This is a genomic window from Bacillus sp. UNCCL81, from assembly GCF_900112535.1.
GTDB classification, from domain to species: Bacteria; Bacillota; Bacilli; order Bacillales; family Bacillaceae_G; genus Gottfriedia; species Gottfriedia luciferensis_B.
This window is the reverse complement of the sequence record NZ_FOMF01000003.1, coordinates 405,971-430,794: the sequence shown is the minus strand read 5'-3', so window position 1 is coordinate 430,794 and position 24,824 is coordinate 405,971. Positions and strand designations below refer to the sequence as shown.

Annotated in this window: 22 protein-coding genes and 1 other annotated feature; all 22 genes read right to left on the bottom strand. The window is 35.4% G+C overall.

Annotated elements, in window-relative coordinates; all coding sequences use genetic code 11:
• Nucleotides 1–10: 10 nt before the first annotated feature.
• The gene (locus BM319_RS07900; RefSeq protein WP_091022129.1) at nt 11–1,786 is read right to left on the bottom strand and encodes an ABC transporter ATP-binding protein; all 1,776 of its coding nucleotides are present in this window, start codon (nt 1,784–1,786) and stop codon (nt 11–13) included.
• Complete coding sequence (locus tag BM319_RS07895) at nt 1,783–3,522, bottom strand: ABC transporter ATP-binding protein (protein ID WP_091022127.1); 1,740 nt, start codon at nt 3,520–3,522, stop codon at nt 1,783–1,785. Before BM319_RS07895 ends, BM319_RS07900 begins: the two co-directional genes overlap by 4 nt.
• 226 nt (nt 3,523–3,748) lie before the next feature.
• Nucleotides 3,749–4,291 carry a DUF1572 family protein gene (locus BM319_RS07890; protein ID WP_069035625.1) on the bottom strand — a complete coding sequence of 181 codons (543 nt, stop codon included), beginning with the start codon at nt 4,289–4,291 and terminating at the stop codon, nt 3,749–3,751.
• Nucleotides 4,292–4,884: 593 nt separating this feature from the next.
• Nucleotides 4,885–5,523, bottom strand: coding sequence for an orotate phosphoribosyltransferase (gene pyrE, locus BM319_RS07885; protein ID WP_091022121.1), 639 nt, complete (start codon nt 5,521–5,523; stop codon nt 4,885–4,887).
• Entirely contained in the window at nt 5,520–6,233 is a 714-nt protein-coding gene (pyrF, locus tag BM319_RS07880) for an orotidine-5'-phosphate decarboxylase (RefSeq protein WP_091022119.1), read from the bottom strand. The genes pyrE and pyrF overlap by 4 nt, the downstream gene beginning before the upstream one ends.
• Nucleotides 6,205–7,146, bottom strand: a complete 942-nt coding sequence (locus BM319_RS07875; RefSeq protein ID WP_069035622.1) for a dihydroorotate dehydrogenase — start codon at nt 7,144–7,146, stop codon at nt 6,205–6,207. The genes pyrF and BM319_RS07875 overlap by 29 nt, the downstream gene beginning before the upstream one ends.
• Nucleotides 7,143–7,913, bottom strand: a complete 771-nt coding sequence (locus tag BM319_RS07870) for a dihydroorotate dehydrogenase electron transfer subunit (protein WP_091022117.1) — start codon at nt 7,911–7,913, stop codon at nt 7,143–7,145. Before BM319_RS07870 ends, BM319_RS07875 begins: the two co-directional genes overlap by 4 nt.
• Nucleotides 7,910–11,122, bottom strand: a complete 3,213-nt coding sequence (gene carB / locus BM319_RS07865) for a carbamoyl-phosphate synthase large subunit (RefSeq protein WP_069035620.1) — start codon at nt 11,120–11,122, stop codon at nt 7,910–7,912. Before carB ends, BM319_RS07870 begins: the two co-directional genes overlap by 4 nt.
• A complete protein-coding gene (locus BM319_RS07860) occupies nt 11,107–12,207 on the bottom strand; it encodes a carbamoyl phosphate synthase small subunit (RefSeq protein ID WP_069035619.1) in 1,101 nt (366 codons plus the stop codon). Before BM319_RS07860 ends, carB begins: the two co-directional genes overlap by 16 nt.
• The gene (gene pyrC / locus BM319_RS07855) at nt 12,204–13,490 is read right to left on the bottom strand and encodes a dihydroorotase (RefSeq protein ID WP_091022115.1); all 1,287 of its coding nucleotides are present in this window, start codon (nt 13,488–13,490) and stop codon (nt 12,204–12,206) included. Before pyrC ends, BM319_RS07860 begins: the two co-directional genes overlap by 4 nt.
• Complete coding sequence (locus BM319_RS07850) at nt 13,474–14,385, bottom strand: aspartate carbamoyltransferase catalytic subunit (RefSeq protein ID WP_069035617.1); 912 nt, start codon at nt 14,383–14,385, stop codon at nt 13,474–13,476. Before BM319_RS07850 ends, pyrC begins: the two co-directional genes overlap by 17 nt.
• A 79-nt stretch (nt 14,386–14,464) precedes the next feature.
• Entirely contained in the window at nt 14,465–15,766 is a 1,302-nt protein-coding gene (locus tag BM319_RS07845) for a solute carrier family 23 protein (RefSeq protein ID WP_069035647.1), read from the bottom strand.
• Between the two features lie 138 nt (nt 15,767–15,904).
• Nucleotides 15,905–16,447 (bottom strand): bifunctional pyr operon transcriptional regulator/uracil phosphoribosyltransferase PyrR, encoded by a 543-nt coding sequence (gene pyrR, locus BM319_RS07840; protein WP_069035616.1) that lies wholly within the window; start codon nt 16,445–16,447, stop codon nt 15,905–15,907.
• A 186-nt stretch (nt 16,448–16,633) separates the two neighbouring features.
• The gene (locus BM319_RS07835) at nt 16,634–17,542 is read right to left on the bottom strand and encodes an RluA family pseudouridine synthase (protein WP_069035615.1); all 909 of its coding nucleotides are present in this window, start codon (nt 17,540–17,542) and stop codon (nt 16,634–16,636) included.
• Entirely contained in the window at nt 17,539–17,997 is a 459-nt protein-coding gene (lspA, locus tag BM319_RS07830; protein WP_069035614.1) for a signal peptidase II, read from the bottom strand. The genes BM319_RS07835 and lspA overlap by 4 nt, the downstream gene beginning before the upstream one ends.
• A gap of 71 nt (nt 17,998–18,068) precedes the next feature.
• The gene (locus BM319_RS07825; protein ID WP_069035613.1) at nt 18,069–18,392 is read right to left on the bottom strand and encodes a TraR/DksA family transcriptional regulator; all 324 of its coding nucleotides are present in this window, start codon (nt 18,390–18,392) and stop codon (nt 18,069–18,071) included.
• A gap of 217 nt (nt 18,393–18,609) precedes the next feature.
• The gene (locus BM319_RS07820; protein WP_091022111.1) at nt 18,610–19,299 is read right to left on the bottom strand and encodes a CAP domain-containing protein; all 690 of its coding nucleotides are present in this window, start codon (nt 19,297–19,299) and stop codon (nt 18,610–18,612) included.
• A gap of 114 nt (nt 19,300–19,413) precedes the next feature.
• The gene (locus BM319_RS07815; RefSeq protein WP_069035611.1) at nt 19,414–19,779 is read right to left on the bottom strand and encodes a hypothetical protein; all 366 of its coding nucleotides are present in this window, start codon (nt 19,777–19,779) and stop codon (nt 19,414–19,416) included.
• 136 nt (nt 19,780–19,915) lie between these two features.
• Entirely contained in the window at nt 19,916–22,672 is a 2,757-nt protein-coding gene (gene ileS, locus BM319_RS07810) for an isoleucine--tRNA ligase (protein ID WP_069035610.1), read from the bottom strand.
• Between the two features lie 196 nt (nt 22,673–22,868).
• Nucleotides 22,869–23,090, bottom strand: a binding site (T-box leader).
• Nucleotides 23,091–23,144: 54 nt separating this feature from the next.
• The gene (locus BM319_RS07805; RefSeq protein ID WP_069035609.1) at nt 23,145–23,633 is read right to left on the bottom strand and encodes a DivIVA domain-containing protein; all 489 of its coding nucleotides are present in this window, start codon (nt 23,631–23,633) and stop codon (nt 23,145–23,147) included.
• Between the two features lie 89 nt (nt 23,634–23,722).
• The gene (locus BM319_RS07800; RefSeq protein ID WP_069035608.1) at nt 23,723–24,496 is read right to left on the bottom strand and encodes a YlmH family RNA-binding protein; all 774 of its coding nucleotides are present in this window, start codon (nt 24,494–24,496) and stop codon (nt 23,723–23,725) included.
• Between the two features lie 67 nt (nt 24,497–24,563).
• On the bottom strand, nt 24,564–24,824 hold the full coding sequence (locus BM319_RS07795; RefSeq protein WP_069035607.1) for a YggT family protein: 261 nt from the start codon (nt 24,822–24,824) through the stop codon (nt 24,564–24,566).

The window sequence follows — 24,824 nt, the reverse complement described above, 5'->3', positions numbered from 1 at the left end:
TTTAATCTTCTTACGATACACTAATTACATTTTCACCAGTTTCAGCTTCTCTTTTAAATAATCTTGAATAAACGCCATCTTTTTCTAATAAAGAATGATGAGTACCTTCTTCGACTACTTTCCCATTTTCTAATACAACGATTCTGTCCGCTGTTAAAACAGTAGATAAACGATGTGAGATTACGATGACTGATTGTTTTGATTTTCGTTTTTGAATCGCTTCATTTATTTGCAATTCTGTAATCGGATCTAAAGCCGAGCTTGCTTCATCTAAAATAAGAATAGGAGAGTTTTTAACTAATGCTCTTGCTAAAGATAATCTTTGTTTTTGGCCACCAGATAATAGTGCCCCTCGTTCACCAATTGATGATTCTAAACCTTCTGGTAATGAATTTAGATAGTCTGATAATCCACTATCTTTTAAAGCCTGAATCATTTCATCATCTGTTACCATTTCATTTCCTATACGAATATTATCAGCTAAACTACCATTTCTTAGCTGTACATCTTGCGAAACAAACGAAATCGCATCCCTAATCCACTTTGCATTCGCTTTTTCAATTGGTAAACCATCTACTTCAATTGTTCCATTATTTAACGGATAGAAACCTAATAATAAATCTACAATTGTTGATTTTCCGGCACCACTTGGTCCTACTACGGCCACTGCTTCCCCTGGTTTCACATGAAATGACAATCCATTTAACACAAATTCTTCCTTCGTTGGATAGGCAAATTTAACCTCTTTAAATTCAATTAACCCATTAACTGAATTTAATTTTTCACCTTCTTGTACTTCAAATTCTGAAACTTCTTCAGCTAATAATTTTTCAGATCGATCTAATGCAGGACCAGTTCTACGTACTGATAACCAGTTTCTTAACATCCTTTGAATTTCATTAGCCGCAATGGTCACAAGCCCACCTGCCGTATACATTTGTCCCGTTGTGATTTGATCATTTGAAATTAGTAAAACACTTATAAAATAGACTGCAGCTAAAGCAAATCCATTATAGCTACCGATTACAACAATTGATTGCATTCTAGCTTTTAATTCAATAATTGATTCTTTCATAAATGATTTACGGATATCGGCAACACTTTGAATTTCATAATCCGTTGCACCAAGAATTCTCGAAAGTTGAATTCCTGTTACTGATTCTCGTAATCTTTCTAAATAACGTGACGCTTCAGTTCTAGCTTTAGCAGAAGCAATTCTAGTACGAGCCCCGACTTTATTAGACGTCCAATAAAATAAAACACCTAAAACAACACTAGTAATCATTAAATAAGGATTAATCCAAAGTAAGACAATACTATATATAAATACTCCTTGAACAGAAGCCATAAAAGTAGAGCCTTCCCATGCTAAAAAGTTATGCAGTGTATCTGGGTCATCAGAAACTCGTGCTAATAATTCACCAGATTTAGATTGATGAAAATATGAATAAGGTAAAATTTGCAAATGCTTAAATAACCGTAGTTTTTGCCAGTTTGTAACAGATTTAGCAATATGATGGCAAAAATACTCATCAATGACCATTAAAATTAAATCAAGAATTGCAGCAATTACAAGCAACCACATTAATCCCCATAATAGTGCATTGTCATGGTTTGGAATTATATGATCAATTAACCAACCCGTTCCTAGAGTAGGTATTAATGCTGCACAAACTTGACTTAAAGCAATTACAAATGAATCTGCAAAAACCCATTTTTTATGAGGCTTGAGAAAGTTTATGACTCTTTTTCCATCCCCTATTTTTTTTGTATTTTTCTGCATCATACAGCACTCTCCTTTTCTAGTTCACTGTATTGTGCCATATATAATTGATAGTACTGACCTTTTAATGATAATAATTCTTCATGTGTTCCTTGTTCAGCAATACGTCCTTTATCTAATAATAAAATACAATCAGCATCCTTTACTGTTACAAGTCGATGTGCGATTGTAATTGTTGTACGACCTGGAATTAACTTTTCAAGCGATGATTGTACCTTTTCCTCTGTTTCTCCATCTAATGATGATGTAGCCTCATCGAAAATTAACACTGGAGGATGACGTAAAATTGCTCTTGCAAGAGCTACTCGTTGTCTTTGACCACCAGATAATTTTAGTCCTCTTTCACCAACAATCGTTTCAAAACCCTCTTGTAGTGACTCAACTAAATCGGATAAGTCCGCTGCTTCAACAGCAAGTTTAAGATCTTCATCTGTTGCATTCGGTTTAGCATAAAGTAAGTTTTGCTTTAAAGTACTATTTAAAAGGAAAGTCTCCTGAGAAACGACTCCAATATTTTGGCGTAATGATTGATAATCATGTGAGGATAAATCTTTACGATCAACTGAAATCGATCCTGAAGAAGGCTCGTATAATCCGAGTAATAACTGAATTAAAGTACTTTTTCCTCCACCGCTTGAACCAACAATCCCAATATGTTGACCTGCTCTAATTGAGAATGAAACATCTTTTAGGACTTCTTCAGTTGAATTTGGATAAGTAAATCGAATATTTTTAACTTCTATATCACCTTTCACTTCTCCAAATTTCGGTAAATCATCAGGTTGTTCTGAAGGCAAGTCAAAGTACTCATATATTCTTTGAAGTGCTGGAATTGCTTGTTGAATTGTTAATGCATTTTCAGCTAACGAGCGGACAGGCATAAACATTGTTGGGATAAAGCCTAAAACGGCGATTAATGTACCAATTGTAATTTCATGCTGCCAAATCGCATATCCACCAATCAACATAATGACCCCTGGCGCACCATTATTAATCACATTTCCTAAACGCCAATTAACCTTCCCAATTAAAGCCAAGCGAATAGCAAATCTTTTCCAAACAGACAATTTATCTTCTAATTTTTTATTTTCTATATCCTGCGTTTGAAAAGTTCGCACTAATCGAACTGACTCAATACTTTCTTGAGTATGATTATACAAATCAGCACTCATATCACGAGCTATAGCCCCCATTTTTCTTACTTTTTTACCAATCATATAAGAAGGAACTAAATAAATTGCAAATACAACTAGCATGACGACTGCAGCAGGCCAATACAACGGAAACACCGCTATACATGCTGCAATAGCTGCAATAACTTGTTGAATAAAACGTGGTACAACTGTATTATTCAAGTTTTGAACAGATTCTACATCATGCGTTAACCGATATAACATATCCCCCCGAGGTGTTGTCGAAAAAAACGTCATCGGTGCTTTTTGAAGCTTTGTAAATGCACGTAATTGCATATCTGTAATCACATCTAGACCAATTTTTACTTGAATAAATTCTTGTAATGATTCAAAACCGACTTTAAATAAGAATGAAAGCATAATCCCTAAAATTAAATAAAAGATAATTTTTGAATCAGGACCACCAACAATCTCATCGACCAATTTACCAGTCAAAATCGGCGGAATAATCGCAAATGCGCCAGCAATTAATGAACATGCAAAAGCAATTAGAAATACTTTCCAATACGGTTTAAAATGATTAACTGTTTCGATTAAAATTTTCATCTATTGCCATCCCCCTAACCTGTAACATTTTACAATATTTTCGAACTATTTTCACTATTAAAATTTTTATCAGGATTAAAGTAATACGTTCTTTGTTATTCCTTTTATCTGGCCTCAAATACATTTTAATCTTTCAATTAATCTATTACTTCATTAAATTGATTGAACATTTGTACACTATTAGTCTTTAGGGATAAAAAAAAATCTACAACCTAAGTCGTAGATTTTAAGATTTTTTATTTGTTTCATTTAATTTGTACTCTAAGAATTCTTGAGATTTTCCTTTAGGAATACTCAAACTCTTAAATTCATCATTTTTTATTAATTTAGCTATATAAACAATTTGACCAATATGATTTCCGTAATGACTAATTTGTCTATGTATTGCTTGTAAAACAGTATGATCTTCACCACGAATTTTAATCGTTTTTAACACATCTTCTTCATGTAAACTCTCAAGCGTGTTAAAAACAACATTCCATCCTTTATTCCAATCAGCTAATAACTCATCTTTTGATTGGTAAATCCCCTCAAATTCAACGTCACGATCTCGCCATGGTTTTTCACCATCTGTCGTGAGAAAATCTGTCCATCTAGAAATCATATTACCACTTAAATGCTTTACAATGATGGAAATACTATTTGATTCACTAGATGGTTGGAAGTGTAACTCCTTATAATTTAGCTGATCCATCGAACGATCACCTAGCTTTTTTATCCCTTTGAATTCCTTTAAACAATTCGATAGAAATTGTTTTGCGATTGACATACTTGACCCTCCAATTTTAAAGATTCTTTCAATCAATTGTATGAATAGTTTAAAAACTTATTAATTATTTATCAAATAATTTGTTTTGGGACTATGTTGTGAAAGTAGACTATTTTAGTTAGATTATTGAGTGAAAGTTTTTCATTTTGTATGATTTTCCATGTGAATCCTAATCATTTTAGGTGATTTTACGTTTGGATGATTGTTTTATATGAATTTTTTATTGTGGAGTAGTCAGGTTGAGTGTGACTTTTATGGTTTATTTGCGATTTTACTATTTTTAATTGTGATTACTTATTTTTAATTGCCATTTTCGTTTTTTAATTGCTGTTCTCTATTTTTAATTGCGATGGCTCTTTTTTATTTGCTATTCCCAGTTTTTATTTGCGATGGCTCTTCTTTATTTGCTATTCCCAGTTTTTATTTGCGATGCTCTTCTTTATTTGCTATTCCCAGTTTTTATTTGCGATGGCTCTTTTTTATTTGCACTTTCGGTTGATTTTTTTACAGGTCCACGTTTTCCGCAGCACAAGATTCATCTTCACCACAAAAAAAAAGATGACTCCAAAAAGTCATCTTTCCTATTCTAAGTATTAAACTTCAACAGTCATCCAACTAGCATCTTGTGGATTTTTTCTCCATGCAGTTAGCTTTGCTACATGTTCTTCTTCGATTGAACCTTGTTCTTTTGCTACTTCAACTAGTGTGTCATAGTCAGTTAGAGAATAGTATGTTACGTCGTTTGCATCAAATTTTTCTACTGCTGCTGGAAGATTGTATGTGAAGATTGAGACTACTCCTAGTACTTCGCAGCCTGCTTCGCGTAAAGCTTCAACGCATGTAATTACGCTGCCACCAGTTGAGATTAAATCTTCTACTACTACTACTTTTTGTCCAGTTTTAATTGGGCCTTCGATTTGGTTTCCTTTGCCGTGGCCTTTTGCAGAGCTACGTACATAAACCATTGGTAATTCCATTAAATCACTTGTCCATGCTGCGTGTGGAATTCCAGCAGTTGCAGTTCCAGCGATTACATCTACGTTACCAAATTTAGTTTGGATTAGTTCTACTAAGCCTTTTGCAATGTTTTTACGAATTTCAGGATAGCCAAGAGTTAGGCGATTATCACAATAGATTGGAGATTTGATTCCTGATGCCCAAGTAAATGGAGTTTCAGGTTGAAGGCTTACAGCCCCAATGCTTAATAAGTTTGCTGCGATATTCTTTTTCATATTGTTACGCCCTCCCATTGTGCAATTACTTCTTCATATGCTTCTACTGGATTTTCACTTTTTGTAATACTGCGTCCTACTACAATATAGCTACTTCCAAATTGTCTAGCTTTCGCTGGAGTTGTTACACGTACTTGATCATCTACACTATTATCTGCTAAGCGAATACCAGGTGTTACAGTAAGGAAGTTCTCACCTTCCACTGCTGCTTGAACTAACTCTACATCAAGTGGAGAGCATACTACACCGTCAAGACCGCTTTCTTCTGTTATAGAAGCATATAGCTTAATCGAATCCTGTAAAGAAGAAATTCCTTGTTCATGAATCACTTGTTCTTCTGATGTGCTTGTCAGTTGAGTTACTGCAATTAGTAATGGTCGTTTTTTACCAGCTGGAGTGCCTTCTTCTAGACCTTCTAATGCTGCCTTCATCATTTTCGTTCCACCAGCTGCATGAACATTAACCATGTCTACTTCTAGAGATGCGATATTTTTCATTGCATGTTTTACTGTATTTGGAATATCATGAAGCTTCAAATCTAGGAAGATTTGATGTCCTAATTCTTTTAATTCCTTTATGATTGCTGGACCCTCTTTGTAAAATAGCTCCATCCCTACCTTTACATATAGAGACTTTTGAAATTTTTTTACAAAATTCATTACTTCATCTTTTGATGAAAAATCAAGCGCGATGACCACTTGTGATGACATGTTGTTTCCAGCTCCTTCCAATACATTCTTCAATGGACTGATATCCATATTTTTGTAGCACTTCTGGTAGTTCATCTATGATTGTTGGACAAACAAATGGATCAACGAAGTTTGCCGTACCTACACCGATTGCACTTGCTCCTGCTAGGAAAAACTCTAGTGCATCTTCTGCATTCATAACCCCGCCCATTCCGATGATTGGGATGTTTACTACTTGGCTCACATCATGAATCATACGAATTGCTACTGGTTTTATTGCAGGACCTGATAATCCACCAGTTTTATTAGCTAGAATTGGTTTACCAGTTCTTAAATCTAGTCTCATCCCTAGTAATGTATTGATCATTGTTAAACCATCTGCACCTGCATTTTCAATTGCTTTTGCGATTTCAACAATATTCGTTACATTCGGTGATAATTTTACGTATAGGGGAACTTCACTTACTTCTTTAACTTTCTTAGTTACTTCAGCCGCTGTTGCAGCATCCGTTCCAAATGCAATCCCACCACATTTTACGTTTGGACATGAAATGTTTAATTCTAGTGCTTTTACATTGCTTACTTTTGAAATTTCTTTTGCGACTGTTACATAGTCTTCAATAGTTGATCCAGCAATATTTGCAATGATTGGTACATCATAATTTGATAACCATTTTAATTCACCATCAATTACTTTTTCTAAACCAGGATTTTGAAGTCCAATCGCATTTAACATCCCCGCTTGAGTTTCAGCTACACGAGGTGTTTCATTTCCGTATCGTGTTTCAACTGTTGTTGCTTTTATCATAATAGCCCCAAGAATACTTAAATCGTAAAGATTTGCAAACTCTCTACCAAATCCGAAGCAACCAGAAGCTGGCATAATAGGATTTTTTAAATCTAAGCCAGGAAGTTTTGTCTGTAATGAAATCATAGTACTACCTCCTCAGCTTGGAATACTGGTCCATCGCTACAAATTTTACGATATGACCCGTCTTCAGTATGGCATACACATGCGAAACAAGCTCCGATTCCACAGCCCATTCGTTCTTCAAGTGAAATATAGCCATCCTTCATACCTTTATATTGCTGTTGTAAAGCTTTTAACATTACCGTTGGACCACATGCAAAGTATTGATCAAATTGAAGCTCTTTTTCACAAATTACATCTGTTACGAATCCTTTCGTTCCTAGAGTTCCATCTACCGTTGCCATATAGGTTGGTCCTAGTTCAGAAAATTCTTTTTCATAAAAAGCTACATTACTTGATGCAAAACCTAACACATGAATTACATTTACACCACGAGCTTTAAATTGCTTCGAAAGTTCATACATCGGAGGTACGCCAATTCCACCACCAACTAGTAGTGCTGTATCTCCTTCTGAAAGAGTTTCAACATCATAACCTTGACCTAGAGGACCTAACACATCAACTTGTTGTCCAACGCTTGCTTCTTTTAAAAGCTTCGTTCCTTCACCTTCAGCGCGGAATATCATCGTGAACTCACTTTTCTCTTTGTCGATCGAACATATACTGATTGGTCTTCTTAATAGTGGCGTTAGTCCACCAGTCACTTTTATATGGACAAACTGCCCAGGAGAGTGCATCTCCTGAACAAGTTCACCTTTTAATGTCATTTCGACAATTTGATGGGCAATTTCTCTGTTTGAGACAATTGTCATGAGTTCTTTTTTTATCATACTAATACGCCAGCCTTCATTTCTTTGTTTGGTAGTGCAGAAGTTGAGAATGTTAAGCTTTCAATTACTGATAATATTGCAGTTGCTGTATCTAGTGAAGTTAAGCAAACTACTCCGTTTTCAACTGATTCACGACGAATTCTGAATCCATCACGAGCTGGTTTTTTACCTTTTGTTAACGTATTGATAACAAACTGTGCATCTCCACGCTTGATCATATCTAGCATATTATCTTCATGCTCGTTAATTTTGTTTACCGCTTTTACTGGTACACCGTGGTTTTCTAAATGATTTTTAGTTCCTTCTGTACCGAATACTGTAAATCCAATTTCATGGAAGCGTTTTGCGATATTTACTACTTCTTCTTTATCTTTATCAGCTACTGTAATGATCACTGAACCGTGAGTTGGGATTTGCATTCCAGCTGCGATTAGTGCTTTGTATAATGCTTTTTGAAGACTTACATCTTTACCCATTACTTCTCCAGTTGATTTCATTTCAGGGCCTAATGTTATATCTACTGAGCGTAGCTTAGCGAATGAGAACACTGGTGCTTTTACATATACTTCATTTCCTTCTGGGTGGTAGCCTGTTGCATATCCGAATGAAGCTAATGTTTGACCTAAGATAACTTTTGTTGCGATATTCGCCATTGGTACATTTGTAATTTTACTTAAGAATGGTACTGTACGGCTTGATCTTGGGTTTACTTCTAGTACGAATACTTCATCTTTATCTGTTACAACAAACTGGATGTTAAGTAACCCTTTGATATTTAAGCCTTTTGCAAGTTTAATTGTATAGTCGATTAATTTTTCCTTCGCAGCTTCTGATACATTTTGTGTAGGGTATACTGCGATTGAATCTCCTGAGTGAACTCCAGCTCGTTCGATATGCTCCATAATACCTGGAATGTATACATCGATTCCGTCAGAGATTGCATCTACTTCAATTTCTTTACCAGTTAAGTAACGGTCTACTAATACTGGATGTTCTGGATTGATTTTAACTGCATTTTGCATGTAGTGAAGAATTTCTTCACGGTGGTAGACAATCTCCATCGCGCGTCCACCTAGTACATATGATGGTCTTACTAATACTGGATAACCAATTTCATCAGCGATATCTGCTGCTTCTTCAGGTGTCATTGCTGTTTTTCCTAAAGGTTGTGGTACTCCTAATTGTTGAAGTGCTTCTTCAAACTTATCTCTGTCTTCAGCACGATCTAAATCCTCAAGTGAAGTTCCTAGGATTTTTACACCACGTTCTACTAATTTACCTGCTAGGTTAATTGCTGTTTGACCACCGAATTGAACAACTACTCCCATCGGTTTTTCTAAATCGATAATGTGCATTACGTCTTCAATTGTTAATGGTTCAAAATATAGTTTGTCTGAGATACTGAAATCAGTTGAAACTGTTTCTGGGTTGTTGTTTATAATGATTGCTTCGTATCCAGCCTCTTTAATCGCTCTTACACAGTGTACTGTTGCATAGTCAAACTCAATCCCTTGACCGATTCGTATTGGACCAGAGCCAAGAACTACTACACTCTTCTTATCCGTTACAATTGATTCATTTTCGATTTCGTATGTTCCGTAGAAGTATGGTGTTGTAGATTCAAACTCAGCCGAACATGTATCAACCATTTTATATACTGGAATGATTTGGTTTTGTTTTCTAAATTCGTATATTTCTTTATTTGTAGCATTCCATTGTGATGCGATGTAATCATCACTGAAGCCCATTTTCTTAGCTTTTAAAAGTACATCTAGTTCAAAATGGTTATCTTTAATTTGTTTTTCCATTTTTATGATGTTTTCAATTTTGTGTAGGAAGAAGAAATCAATTTTTGTAATGTTGTGAATTTCTTCTAACGTCATACCTGTTCTCATTGCTTCAGCAACAATGTAAAGTCTTTCATCGTCAGCTTTTGCCATGCGAGTAATCATTTCGTCTTTAGTCAGTTCTTTTACTGCATTAAGCTCGATGTGATTTATTCCTAATTCTAGAGAGCGTACTGCTTTTAATAGTGACTCTTCAAGAGTTCTACCGATTGCCATTACTTCTCCAGTTGCTTTCATTTGAGTTCCTAACTGACGGTTTGCTGTTTCAAACTTATCAAATGGCCAGCGTGGAATTTTTGATACGATATAGTCTAATGCTGGCTCGAAGCAAGCATATGTTTTCTTTGTAACTGGGTTAATCATTTCATCTAATGTTAAGCCTACTGCGATTTTTGCTGCTAATTTTGCAATCGGATAACCTGTTGCTTTTGAAGCAAGCGCACTTGAACGTGATACACGTGGATTTACTTCGATTACATAGTATTGGAAGCTATCTGGATCTAGTGCAAGCTGTACGTTACATCCACCTTCAATTCCTAAAGCACGAATGATTTTTAATGATACATTTCGTAACATTTGGTATTCGCGGTCACTTAATGTTTGAGAAGGAGCGATAACGATTGAATCTCCTGTGTGAACACCAACTGGGTCGATGTTTTCCATGTTACAAACTACAATCGCATGGTCATTTGCATCACGCATTACTTCATACTCGATTTCTTTAAAACCAGCAATACTTTTCTCTAATAGACATTGTGTTACTGGGCTATTTTTTAATCCGCTTGCTACGATTTCTTTTAATTCTTCTTCATCATTACAAATTCCTCCGCCTGTTCCTCCAAGAGTGAATGCAGGTCTTACGATAACTGGGTAGCCAATTTCTTCTACGAAGTCGTAAGCTTCTTCTAAAGTATGAATGATTGTACTTTCTGGTACTGGCTCGCTTAAGTCGTTCATTAATGTTCTGAATAGGTCGCGATCTTCTGCGCGGTTAATCGCTTCTAGAGTTGTTCCTAAAATTTTTACTCCACACTCTTTTAATACGCCAGATTTATCTAATTCTACCGCTAAGTTAAGTCCTGTTTGACCTCCTAATGTTGGTAGAAGTGCATCTGGGCGTTCTTTACGAATGATTCGACTAACGAAATCTACTGTTAGTGGTTCGATGTATACTTTATCTGCTGTTTGTACATCTGTCATAATTGTTGCAGGGTTTGAGTTTACAAGAATTACTTTGTATCCTTCTTCTTTCAATGCCTGACAAGCCTGTGTTCCAGCATAGTCAAATTCTGCTGCTTGACCGATTACGATTGGTCCTGATCCGATTACTAAGATTGTTTTTATGTCTACGCGTTTTGGCATTGTAAGTTCCCCTCTCGTTTCTGTGCTTCCATCATGCTAATAAATTCGTCAAATAAGTAGTTTGCATCTTCTGGTCCAGGTGAAGCCTCTGGGTGGTATTGTACTGTGAATGCTGGGTATGTTTTATGTTTAAGTCCTTCTACAGTTCCATCATTTAGTGCAACATGTGTTACTTCTAAGTCAGTTCCTTCAATTGATTCTGTTTCTACAGCATAACCATGGTTTTGTGAAGTGATTGCTACTTTTCCTGTTTCTAAATGCTTAACCGGATGGTTCGCACCACGGTGACCGAATTTAAGCTTTGAAGTATTTCCTCCATTTGCTAGAGCAAATAATTGGTGACCTAAGCAAATTCCGAATAATGGTACTTTACCTACTACTTCTTTAATCATTTCGATTGCTACTTGAACATCTTTTGGATCTCCAGGTCCATTACTTAACATAATTCCATCTGGAGCTAGTAAGAATATTTCTTTTGCTGAGACGTTATAAGGCACAACTGTAACGTCACATTTACGGTTTGTTAATTCTCTTAAAATACCGTGCTTCATACCGAAATCTACTAATACTACTCGGTGTCCTCTACCTGGACTTCTATAAGGTTTTTGTGTTGAAACTCGTTCAACATGGTTTGTGAATAGTGGTGTATTTGTTAGTTCTGCAACTACATCATCAACATTTGCTTCCATGCTGCAGAATTTACCTTTCATCGTTCCAACTTCACGAAGTTTTTTCGTTAACATACGTGTATCGATTCCTGCTAAACCTGGAATTCCTTTATCTTTGCAATATTGATCCAAGCTCATTTTGTTTCGGAAATTTGATGGATGCTCAGCATATTCTTTTACAATTAAGCCATGTACTGCTGGTACGATACTTTCAAAATCCTCTAAGTTGATACCGTAGTTCCCTACTAAAGGGAATGTGAATGTTACGATTTGTCCACAGTAAGATGGGTCAGTTAATACCTCTTGATATCCTGTCATACCTGTTGTAAATACGATTTCTCCTGTTGTTTCAACTTCGCTTCCAAATCCTTCTCCTACAAAAACTGTTCCGTCTTCTAATATTAATTGACGCATCATACTGTTAGTTCCTCTCTTTCGTATACTAATTTGCCATTTACCATTGTCATTACTGGCCAACCTTTACAGTTCCAACCATTAAATGGTGTGTTTTTACCTTTTGAAAGGAATGTTGTTGAATCGATTTCCTCTTCTAAATCTAAGTCGATTACAGTTAGGTCTGCTACCGCTCCAACTTCAATTTTCCCTCTATTTAAGTTAAAAACTTCAGCAGGTTTAGTTGTTAAAAAGTTTATTACTTGTTGTAAAGTCATTTTACCTGTTTCCACAAAATGAGTGTTTAATAATGGGAAAGCAGTTTCTAACCCTACAATTCCAAACGGTGCTAATTGCATTCCCTGAGCTTTTTCCTCTTCTGTATGAGGTGCATGATCTGTTGCAATCATGTCGATTGTTCCATCAAGTAATCCTTCGATTAATGCTTCTCGATCGACTGCACTTCTTAATGGAGGATTCATTTTGAAATTTGTATCTAAGCCAGGGATATCATCTTCACAAAGAATTAAATGGTGTGGAGAAACCTCAGCCGTTACATTAATTCCAGCACGTTTTGCATCGCGTACCACTCTAACTGATTCTTTTGTACTGATATGGCAAACATGATAGTGACAACCTGTAGCTTCAGCTAATAGTACATCTCGAGCAATTTGAACACTTTCACAAATTGAAGGAATCCCATTTAAACCATTTTCTTTTGAAAACTTACCTTCGTGGACACAACCTTTTTGAATCAGTGTGTTTTCTTCACAGTGTGCAACGATTGATACATTTAGTTCAGCCGCTTTTTGCATTGCTTTGTACATCATTTCAGCAGATTGAACTCCTACACCATCATCTGTGAATGCAAAAGCTCCATTTTCTTTTAAGCCTTCAAAGTCTGTTTGCTCTTCACCAGCTTGTCGGATTGTAATTGATGCATATGGTAATACGTTTACGACTGCTGTTTCTTCTATTTTTTTGTTTAATGCGCTTAAGTGCTCGATTGTATCTGGTACTGGTCGAGTATTTGGCATTGCAGCAATTGTTGTAAATCCTCCTCTTGCCGCTGCCTTCGTACCTGTTTCGATTGTCTCTTTATGTTCACCACCCGGCTCGCGAAGATGCACATGAACATCTATTAAACCTGGTGAAAGCAACTTGCCGTCTAATTCAATTTGCTTAGCATCTTCATCAACGATTGTTTCAGCGATTATGGAGATCTTTCCATTAACTACTAATACGTCTCGATTTAGAAGTTCACCATTTTCTTGTAAGATGACACCGTTTTTAAACAAGTACTTCATTTTTCATCTCTCCCCATACTGTTGGTAAGGCTCTTTTTAACACAGCCATTCTTACAAATACTCCGTTTTCCATTTGCTTGAAGATTCTTGATTGCTTGCATTCAACTAATTCACTTGCAATTTCAACATCTCGATTAAATGGTGCTGGATGCATGATAATGCTTGTAGGTTTCATTTTTGCTGCTCTTTCAACCGTTAGGCCATGCTTTTGTAAGTAATTTTCCATTATGTGATTTGTCTCAGCGTCATGTCTTTCATGTTGTACTCTAAGTAGCATCATGACATCAACTTCTTCGACTAATTCATCTAAATTTTTATAAGTTCCATAAGTATTTTTATCGTCTTTCCATTCATCAGGACTTGCGAAGAATACTTCTGCACCTAATCTAGTTAGTGCTTCAGCATTAGAGCGAGCAACTCTTGAGTGTCTTAAATCTCCAACAATTGCTACTTTTAAACCTTCAAAGCTTCCAAATTCTTGTTTGATTGTAAGTAAGTCAAGTAGGCATTGTGTTGGGTGATTTCCACATCCATCGCCGGCATTCAGGATTGGCATTCCTGCATCTTTTATTTCTTGAAAATACTCGTCTTGTGTATGACGAATTACGACTGCTTCAACACCAATTGCTTGAAGGGTTTTAACTGTATCATATAAAGTTTCACCTTTTTGAATGCTTGAGCTTTCAACAGCTAGGTTAATAACTTCAAGTCCAAGTTTCTTTTGAGCTACCTCAAAGCTGAAGCGAGTTCTCGTACTATTCTCAAAAAACAAATTTGCAACAAATGTCTGACGTTTTAGGCTACTTATTTCTCCATTTGCAAAGCTTTGTGCTTCGTTTAGCAAATCTTGAATTTCTTCAATTGTTAAATCAGACATGGTTAATAAATGATTCATCCGTCATCCCCCTAAATGAATTTCATCTCTTTTATTTTTGAAGTCTTATCACTGTAAGAATTCCCTATTCATTTATTAATTATGAAGCGAGGCTCTCATCCTTTTTTTCGATATTGCGATCGTCGCCACCAATTTGTTCTGGAAGGACTAAATTTAGCACAACTCCGATTAAAGCTGATAAAGCCATTCCTTCTAATGCGAATTGATTACCAATGTGTATTGCTGCTCCACCAATTCCTAGTACTAGGATGACTGAAGCGATAACTAAGTTACGTTGTTTAGCAAAATCAATCTTGTTTTCTACTAGTACTCGTAATCCGCTTGATGCGATGATTCCGAATAGTAGGATTGAGATACCACCCATTACAGGTGTCGGGATTGAGCTGATGATCGCTGAGATTTTTCCGACGAATCCAAATGTTATGGCCAACACTGCAGCACCTATGAATACGTATACGCTGTATGCTCGTGTGATTGCTAGAACTCCAATGTTTTCACCGTATGTCGTTGTTGTAGGACCACCTATTAAGCCTGCTATCATTGTTGAAACTGCATCTCCGAATAATGACTTATCCAATCCAGGATCTTTAATTAAATCTTTATTTACGACACTTCCTAGTACTACTTGGTGTCCTATATGTTCTGAGATTGTCACGATTGCTACTGGTACAAAGATGATTAGTAGCTGGAAAGTGACATGTGGTGTGTAGTTAACAAATGGTACTGAGAAATCAGGTACTGCAATCAATTTTGCTTCTTCTATTTTTGTGAAGTCTACAACCCCAAAGAAGATTGAAGTAATGTATCCACCGATAATTCCTACTAGGATTGGTATAACTGATAAGAAACCTCTTGTGAATAATGCTGTTATGATTGTGATAGCTAGTGTTATTAATGCGATTGCGATTGATGTTGAACTGTATTTGCCGTCTGCTCCATTCATTGCCATTCCAACCGCTACTGTTGATAAGCTTAATCCGATTACGATAATTACCGGCCCAACTACGATTGGCGGTAATACTCTGAATAACCATTTCACGCCTACTTTGTTAATGATTAGTGCGATTACTGCATAGATGATCCCTGTGATGAAAACTCCTACGAACGCTGCACCAGGTTCTAAATTTGTTTTCGCGTAGATCATCGGAGCGATGAAGGCGAATGATGATCCAAGGTAAGATGGTACTTTACCTCTTGTAATTAGTACGAACACGATTGTTCCAATCCCACTGGATATTAGTGCGATTGAAGGATTTATTCCGATTAAGATTGGAGCTAATACCGTCGATCCAAACATTGCGAATAAGTGTTGTAAACTTAGGAAAATCCATTGACCTATATTCGGTTTTTCATTTATCTCTAGGACAGGTTTTTGTTTTATCATGTTGTTTCCTCCAATTTTCCCAATAAAAAAACTCTTTGTGGTTGTACACAAAGAGTCCAAGTGCGTTGCTTCAAATAAGGCAGCAACTAACTAGACCCTTTGTTAGCCTCTCTGGACCAAATTTAAAAGGGACTTCTATTTTTCAAATATACTTACTTTATCGTGGTCATCTGTTTCCTTTAATGCTACGACTACTTTTTCATTACTCGAAGTTGGAATATTTTTACCAACATAGTCTGCTCTTACTGGAAGCTCACGATGTCCTCGATCTACTAAAACTGCTAATTGTATTTGTGCCGGTCTACCTAGGTCCATCACAGCGTCCATTGCGGCACGAACTGTTCTACCTGTGTAAAGCACATCATCAACTAAAATTACTTTTTTGTTTGTTAGGTCTACAGGAACATTTGAACCCTTTACTAATGGTTCTTTGTTTTCTGTCTTTGTCGATAAATCATCTCGATAAAGAGTAATATCTAAATCGCCCATGATTACCTCTTTACCTTCAATCTGTTTAATTCTTTCTGCAATACGTTTTGCCAGATAAACACCTCTGGTTTTAATACCAACCAAAACAACATTTTCAATACCTTTGTTATTTTCTAGCATTTCATGTGCAATTCTTGTTAAACCACGTCTGATCGCTAGTTCGTCTAAGATGATTGCTTTTTCAGTCATTTACCTTACCTCCTACTTTTATAGTGTAGAAGCAAAAAACCCTCTTGCCCGATGGACAAGAGGGTAGCGCAAAAGGATACATTTATCCCTTTTCATTTTTCCGCTTCCTTCTCAACCTCACGGGGTTGTGTTAAAGGTTCATTCAACTGTCCTCATTATGACCTATGTTACAATCATTGTCAACAGTTATCTGGATAATTGTTCAATAATATTTTCTAGTACTTCTGGTATAGGTGATGAAAACTCTAAGTACTCATTTGTTCTTGGATGGTTAAAACCTAAAACAGCTGCATGTAGCGCTTGACCATCTATATCTAACGTTTTACGAGGTCCATATTTAGGATCACCAGCTAACGGATATCCTATGTATTTCATATGAACACGAATTTGGTGTGTACGACCTGTTTCAAGCTGACATTCAACTAAAGTAAACTCATCAAATCGCTCTAATACTCTAAAATGAGTCACAGCTTCTTTACTATTATCTTCAGTAACCGTCATACTTTGACGATCACTTTTATCTCGTCCAATTGGCGCATCGATTGTGCCTTCTTCATGCGGAATTACCCCATGTACAATCGCAATATACTTACGAACAGAGGTTTTTTGACGTAATTGGTCTGCAAGCTTCTCATGAGCTACATCATTTTTTGCAACCATTAATAAACCTGATGTATCCTTATCAATTCGATGTACTATTCCAGGTCTTAATACACCATTAATGCCAGATAAATCTTTACAATGATACATTAAAGCGTTCACTAAAGTACCCGTTTCATGACCTAATGCAGGATGAACTACCATTCCACGAGGTTTATTTACAACAATTACATCCGCATCCTCATAATAAACATCCAGTGGAATGTTCTCAGCTATTACTTCTAATGGCTTTGGATCAGGTACTGAAACTGATATTTCATCGCCCTGTTTTACTTTATAATTACGTTTAATTTTTTCACCGTTCACTAATACAAAATCTTCTTTTAACCATGTTTGTACTTGAGATCTTGACCACTCATCATTTTGAGTTGCAATAAACGTATCGATTCTTTCTAAATGTTGATCCTCTTGAACTGTAAAAGCAAAAACTGTCATTTCTTAACTCCTCTTTTATCTTCCAATAAAGTAATAATAAATAATAAAATAACGCCCACACAAAGTGCAGAATCTGCAATATTAAAAACAGGGAAATCATAATTGAAAATATAAACATGAATAAAATCAACTACTTCTTTACGGAAGAATCGATCAATAAAATTACCTATCGCACCACCTAATACTAATCCTAAAGATAGACCAAGGAATCGATCTCCTTTTGCGTGCTTTTGGATAAAGTAAATCACTGCTACCACAAAGACTAAAGTAATTAAATAAAAGAAACCCATTTTCCCTTGGAGCATTCCCCAAGCCGCCCCTTGATTGCGATGTGATGTTATGTAAAAAATATTTTTAATAATCTCAATATTTTCTCCTAAATACATCTTCTTTAATACCGCAAGTTTTGTCAGCTGATCAATTAAAATGACAATTACCGCAATAATATATGCCAAATTTATCCCCTACCTTATTAGATATCTCATCAAATTTTAGCATAGGGGAAACGTTTATACAATGAATAGTATTAGTAATGATTTCTTACAAAACTAAAATCCTCTAACGTTCGACCTGTTGGAAGCACTTTTAATTTTTCAATTGGAATAGCTTGCCCAGTTACCTCACAATAACCAAATAATCCATGATCAATTTTTTGCAAGGCAATCTCAATATCATATAAATCATTTTGCATGTCTTCAACGAGGATATGATGTTTATTTGTCTCCTCATAAATTGAATGATGTTGCTCGATATCAGTAGAACTTATTGGTTCAGAAAATAAACGATGTAGCAATTCATTTTTAATAAGTTCGAGCTCTTGTTTGATATAGAAAATTTCATTGCTCCTCATCTTCTTCACTCCCAATTTTTTTATGTAAAAATACTTTTCCCTCAAACCGAAGTCGATAATAGGTGAAACTTTTTCCTTTAAAGGAAATGGCTAAAGATATTTCCATTCATAATTGTAATTTTATTTAAACTGAAAAAAAAAACCCGCTTAGGCTCCATGTCCTTTTGCGGGTTTTCCTTATATCTTTCAAAAATTTTCTATTAATGATTGAGTATTATTAGTCTGTAAATTGTTGCGTCCAATAAGTTCCGACTTTACCTACTCCAATTTGTTTAAAGTTAGGGCTCATGATGTTTGCTCGATGACCTGGTGAGTTCATCCAATCAGTCATTACTTCATTTGCAGTTGTTTGACCATGAGCGATGTTTTCACCCTTGTATCCACCATTGAAGCTTAATGTTGAATGATACATGTTGTTCGCATTACTCATTGTTTGTGACCATGCTTGAGCCGTTCCGTCCAGATAGCTAGATAGTGTTAATGGCTTTAATCCGCCTTTACCACGCTCGATATTTACTAAGTCTAAAATTTGTTGTTGAATCGAATCATTTGAGCTTGCTGGTGTAGTCGGATTAGACGGTCTTGTTGCTGGTGTTGATGGTGTTGATGGTGTTGATGGACTTGTTGATGGTACATATTTTACGTATTTTTTTAGAATGAATCTTGTCTTACCTTTATAGTTAACTTTTACAAATGTACTATTGTAACCCGAGTAGTTAATTTGTTGATTTTTAGCTAGATATCCAACAGTTTTAGCACGATAGCTGGCTTTGTCTTTTACAGCTACTTTAGTAGCAGTTACTGCACCTGAAGTTGCTCCTGCATATGATCCTAATCCTAAAACCATTGGCGTTGCGATCGCAATTCCTAAAACTGCTTGAGTTACTTTTTTGATGTTTTTATTCAAATTGTATTCCCCCAATGTTTGTTTTTAGTTGATGTTATCGCTTACAAGAACAATCTTACATCAACACATACATACATACAACCGGAAAATAAAAAAAGGAAGATTTTACTACGTTCATCCTTTTTCATCTTCTAATTCTTTTCTATATTCTTCTTTTATAATCTCTCTTACATCATCTCTTTTAATAAACTCTTTTACAAATTCCCTAATTCCTTGTTTTCTCATTTCCTCAAGCATTTCATTCCTAATTCCTTCTATATTAACAGACTGTTCAATTTCTTTTTTTAGGATTCCTTTAATATCTGGTTCTTTTATTCCTAAAAGGTAATATGAACGCTTGATACTTTGTTGTATACTTGAGCGACTTTTCTGCTCTAAGTCAGCTATTTCTTGGTAACTGTATCCCTTTTCTCTTAATTCCACTCGCTTCTTCATTAAATCAGTTAACTTAGCCCAATTTGGATTATTCACATAATTCATGGTAAAAATCCCTCTTATTTTTTATTTTAGTACCGCTTATACATACCATACACCAATACAACCTTATTTACAATTTTGTATTAAAAAGAGCCGAAAGTTTAATCTTTCGGCCCTCTAATTTAGTTCTTCACATTCATTAAATATCTTTTACAACACTTGCACAACGTAAGCAAAGTGTTGGATGTGCTTCATCTTTACCAACTTCTTCTGTAACAACCCAGCATCGTTCACAAGTTTCCCCTGTTGCAGGTGTTACTTCGATACTTAATGTATCAAATTTTTGCGCTGTTTCAGGAGCTTGCTCATCGCTACTAGCAATTTCTACTTGAGAAACAATTAATAATTGTTTGAAGTCTTCATTAATCGAATTTAGTAGTTCTGCTACTTCTGCATTAGGATAGATTTTCACTGCTGCAGTTAGAGATTTACCGATTACTTTTTCATTACGTGCAACTTCAAGTGCTTTTAATACGTCATCACGTAAATCCATGAATTTTTCCCACTTAGCCTCTAAGCTTTGAGTATCGCCGAAATCTTTAACATCTGGCATTTCAGTTAAGAAAATACTATCAACAGTAGTTCCTGCCATATGTGACCAAACTTCTTCAGCTGTATGAGGTAAAATTGGAGCTACTAAACGAGTTAGAGCTTGTAATGACTCATGTAATACTGTTTGAATTGCTAAACGATCTTTATTCGTTTTTGGCTCGATATATAAAATATCTTTTGATAAATCAAAATAGAAAGAACTTAATTCAGTTGTACAGAAGTTTTGAATTGTGTGGTAAACATTTGCAAATTCATATTTCTCGTACGATTCACGAACTGTTTTAACCACATTGTTTAATTTAACTAGCATGTATTGATCTAATTCGCGTAGCTCTTCATATTTTAAAGCATCTTGTTCTGCGTTAAATCCGTCTAGGTTTCCTAGTAAGAAACGGAACGTATTACGGATTTTACGGTATACTTCAGCAACTTGTTTCATTAATGCGTCAGAGATACGAACATCTGATTGATAATCTACAGAAGCTACCCATAGACGTAAAATATCCGAACCATATTGATTCATAATTTTTGATGGTAGAACGATGTTTCCGATTGATTTACTCATCTTGCGACCTTCACCATCTAAAACGAAGCCATGGCTTACTACAGCTTTATAAGGAGCTTGACCAGTTACAGCAACGCTTGTACTTAATGAAGAGTTAAACCAACCACGGTATTGGTCAGAACCTTCTAAGTAAATATCAGCAGGGAAAGATAATTCCTCACGAGTGTTTAATACTGCTTGGTGTGATGAACCACTATCAAACCAAACATCCATGATATCTTTCTCTTTAGTGAAGTTACCATTTGGTGAACCAGGATGTGTAAATCCTTCAGGTAATAATTCTTTTGCTTCTTTTTCAAACCAAATATTTGAACCATGCTCTTTAAATAAGTTCGAAACATGTTCAATTGTTTCTTCTGTAATAATTGCTTCTCCGTCTTCAGCATAAAATACTGGAATTGGAACTCCCCAAACTCGTTGACGTGAGATACACCAATCTCCACGATCACGAACCATGTTAAATAGTCGAGTTTCCCCCCAAGCTGGGAACCACTTAGTATCTTGAACAGCTTGCATTAATTGCTCACGAATTGCTTCAATTGATGCAAACCATTGTGCAGTTGCTCGGAAGATAATTGGTTTTTTCGTTCTCCAGTCATGTGGATAAGAGTGTGTAATAAATTGTAATTTTAATAAAGCACCTTTTTCTTCTAATGCTTTTGTAATTTCTTTATTAGCTTCATCATAAAATAAACCTTCAAAACCAGGAGCTTCTTTTGTTAGAACACCTTTTTCATCTACTGGACAAAGCACTTCTAATCCATATTGTTGACCTACACGGAAGTCATCTTCACCATGACCTGGTGCAGTATGAACACAACCTGTTCCAGCGTCAGTCGTTACATGATCACCTAAAATAACAACTGACTGGCGATCATACAATGGATGCTTACAAATGATTCCTTCAAGTTCAGAACCATTAAAAGTCTTATCAACTACTGCACCTTCCCAACCTAGTTCATTTGCGACAGATTCTCTTAGCTCACTAGCAACTACGAACTTGTCACTATTTACAGATACTACATCATAGCTTAAGTCAGGATGTAAACATACAGCTAAGTTAGCCGGGATCGTCCATGGAGTTGTCGTCCAAATAATGAATTTCTCTCCACCGTTTAGAACGTCTTTCCCATTTTCAACTGCAAATGCAACATAGATTGATGCTGAACGCTTGTCTTGGTACTCGATTTCCGCTTCAGCAAGCGCAGATTCACTAGATGGAGACCAATAGACTGGTTTAAGACCTTTATAGATTAATCCCTTAGTAGCCATTTTACCGAATACTTTAATTTGTTCAGCTTCATATTCTTTTTCAAGTGTGATATATGGTCGGTCCCAATCACCTAAAATTCCTAAACGTTTAAATTGTTCTTTTTGACGCTCTACTTGCTCGTAAGCATATTCTTCACATAGTTTACGGAATTCTGCTACTGACATTTCTTTACGATTTACTTTTTTATTTGCTAATGCTTGTTCAATCGGTAAACCGTGAGTATCCCAACCTGGAACGTAAGGAGAACGGTATCCATTCATATTATAAAAACGAACAATGAAATCCTTTAAAACTTTATTAAGTGCATGTCCCATATGAAGGTCACCATTTGCATAAGGTGGTCCATCATGTAATATAAATGACGGTTTTCCTTCGTTATGTTTTTGAACAGTTGCATAAATATCTTTTTTGTTCCACTCTTCTTGAATTTGTGGCTCACGTTGAGGTAAATTTCCTCTCATAGGAAATTCAGTTTTTGGCATAAGTAACGTATCTTTGTACTCCATTTGCTTTCCTCCATTTTAAACTTGATTGATCTAAAGTTAGCCTTTTAGGCAAGTCCAACTGCTCTATGGCAGCTTACTTTACATTTTTTAAATTCCACATTAACGCATTGTATCCATCTTACAAGCCTTTTATTAGTGGAGTTGTCTATTATGTATAATAAATCGTGTAAGACGCAAAAAACCTTCCTCATCCCAAAAAAGGGACGAGAAAGGTTCCCGTGGTACCACCCTAATTGACAATAAATTTCATAAATTTACTGTCCACTTAGCATTCTTAACGTGAATGAAACGTCTTTTCCTACTCATTTCAGAAAAGCACTCTAGGGTGATTTTCCTTCTATTTTCTATATCAAGCTTACACTATCCTTGACTCGCTACCTAGTTTTATAGAAGTACTCTTCCCTGTCACCGATTTACTATTAATATCTAATAAATTATATTTAAAACTTTACAAATCGTCAAGACTTATGGACTAGTTTGCGATTTCTTCTGTTTCTTTATCATCTAAAATATGATCCCAATCTTCATGCCCTAGCATTTCTAATTGAGTTTCGATTGCCATTCTTAAACGTGTTCGGAAAACTTTGGATTGTTTCTTAAGCTCTTCAAATTCCATTGTAACTTTTCTAGATTTAATTAAAGCTTCATTGATAATGCGATCAGCATTTTTCTCCGCTTCTTTAATAATCAATTTAGCTTCTTTTTGGGCACTACCTTTTACATCTTCAGCAGCTTCTTGCGCAATCAAAATTGACTTATTTAAAGTTTCTTCTATAGTAGAAAAATGCTTTAATCTTTCTTTCATATCAAGAATTTGCTCTTCTAATTGTTTCTTCTCACGAATAACTAATTCATAATCTTTAATGACTTGATCTAAAAACTCGTTAACGTCATCTTCGTCATAGCCACGAAAACTTTTACCAAATTCTTTATTATGAATATCAAGTGGTGTTAAAGGCAATTAAGCCACCTCCATGTATGTATGTTCTTTATTTATAGGTTATAATAAATTTTCGACAGTTTCTACGTTTTTCCTTCTACAATTTCTGACTATTTTTTAACACCGTAGTTTATCCGCCATTTTTCTTTTTTTGATAAGCCATCAATTGACATTAACATTCCTCTACCAAAACCTTTGACAGAGAATAAATCTCCTTCTTCACATAAAAATGAAGTAGAATCAATAACTCGCTGATTTATCTTAACGTGTTCAGTTTTAATTAAGCTTTGGGCTTTTTGTCTCGATATATTATAGAATTCACTTAATAAGACATCTAATCTTAGTGATGATACAGTCCCATTATTAGTTTGCCAAACATCATCTGATTCAATCAATTCTTTAAATGAAATTCTCTTTAATTTAATTGGCGATTTTCCTACAGAAATTAAGTTACTTTCTACAAAACTTGCTATTTCATCAGCAACAATTAGTTGGATCATATCATTTTTAATTAAAATATCACCAAATTTTGCTCTTGTGATTCCTAATGACATTAATGTTCCCAATACTTGTCGATGAGATAAGGTGTGAAATTTAGTTGCATAAACTAAATCAAATGCAACCAAAGAATAATCCTCTTCAACTGGTGTATAGAAACTCGGGTAAATAATTGCACGCTTTCGTTCACAATCCCCGCGACCACCAAAAAAAGCGACAAAACACTCCCCTTGATTACCGATAATTGATTGCATAATCATTTGTTCTCTTAAATCAAGAAAATCTGTCAACTTAATAGAATAGCGTTCAATTGCTTGTTCCTTCCAGCTGAGAACCTTGTCTACGAAAACATGCTCTTCTTTTCGAAAATGATCATAAATACTCATTAATGCAATCCTCTTTTTCATCAATCTTCAATATTAATTAAAAAAGAGAACCTGTTAGATTCTCTCTTTAAAAGAAACGAGAAATATTTAAAATACCAATTCCAGCAAATTCTAATGCAAATAATGCAATAATAGGTGAAAAATCAAACATACCAATTGACGGAACAATTCGACGGAACGGCTCTAAATATGGTTCTGATATCCTACCAATTAAGCGACCGAAGCCTGATTGCCTTATTTGAGGGAACCAAGATAAAATGATATGAATTACGATGACGATTCTATAGTATGAGATTAATTTGTATAAAATATAAAAAAGTAAATCCAT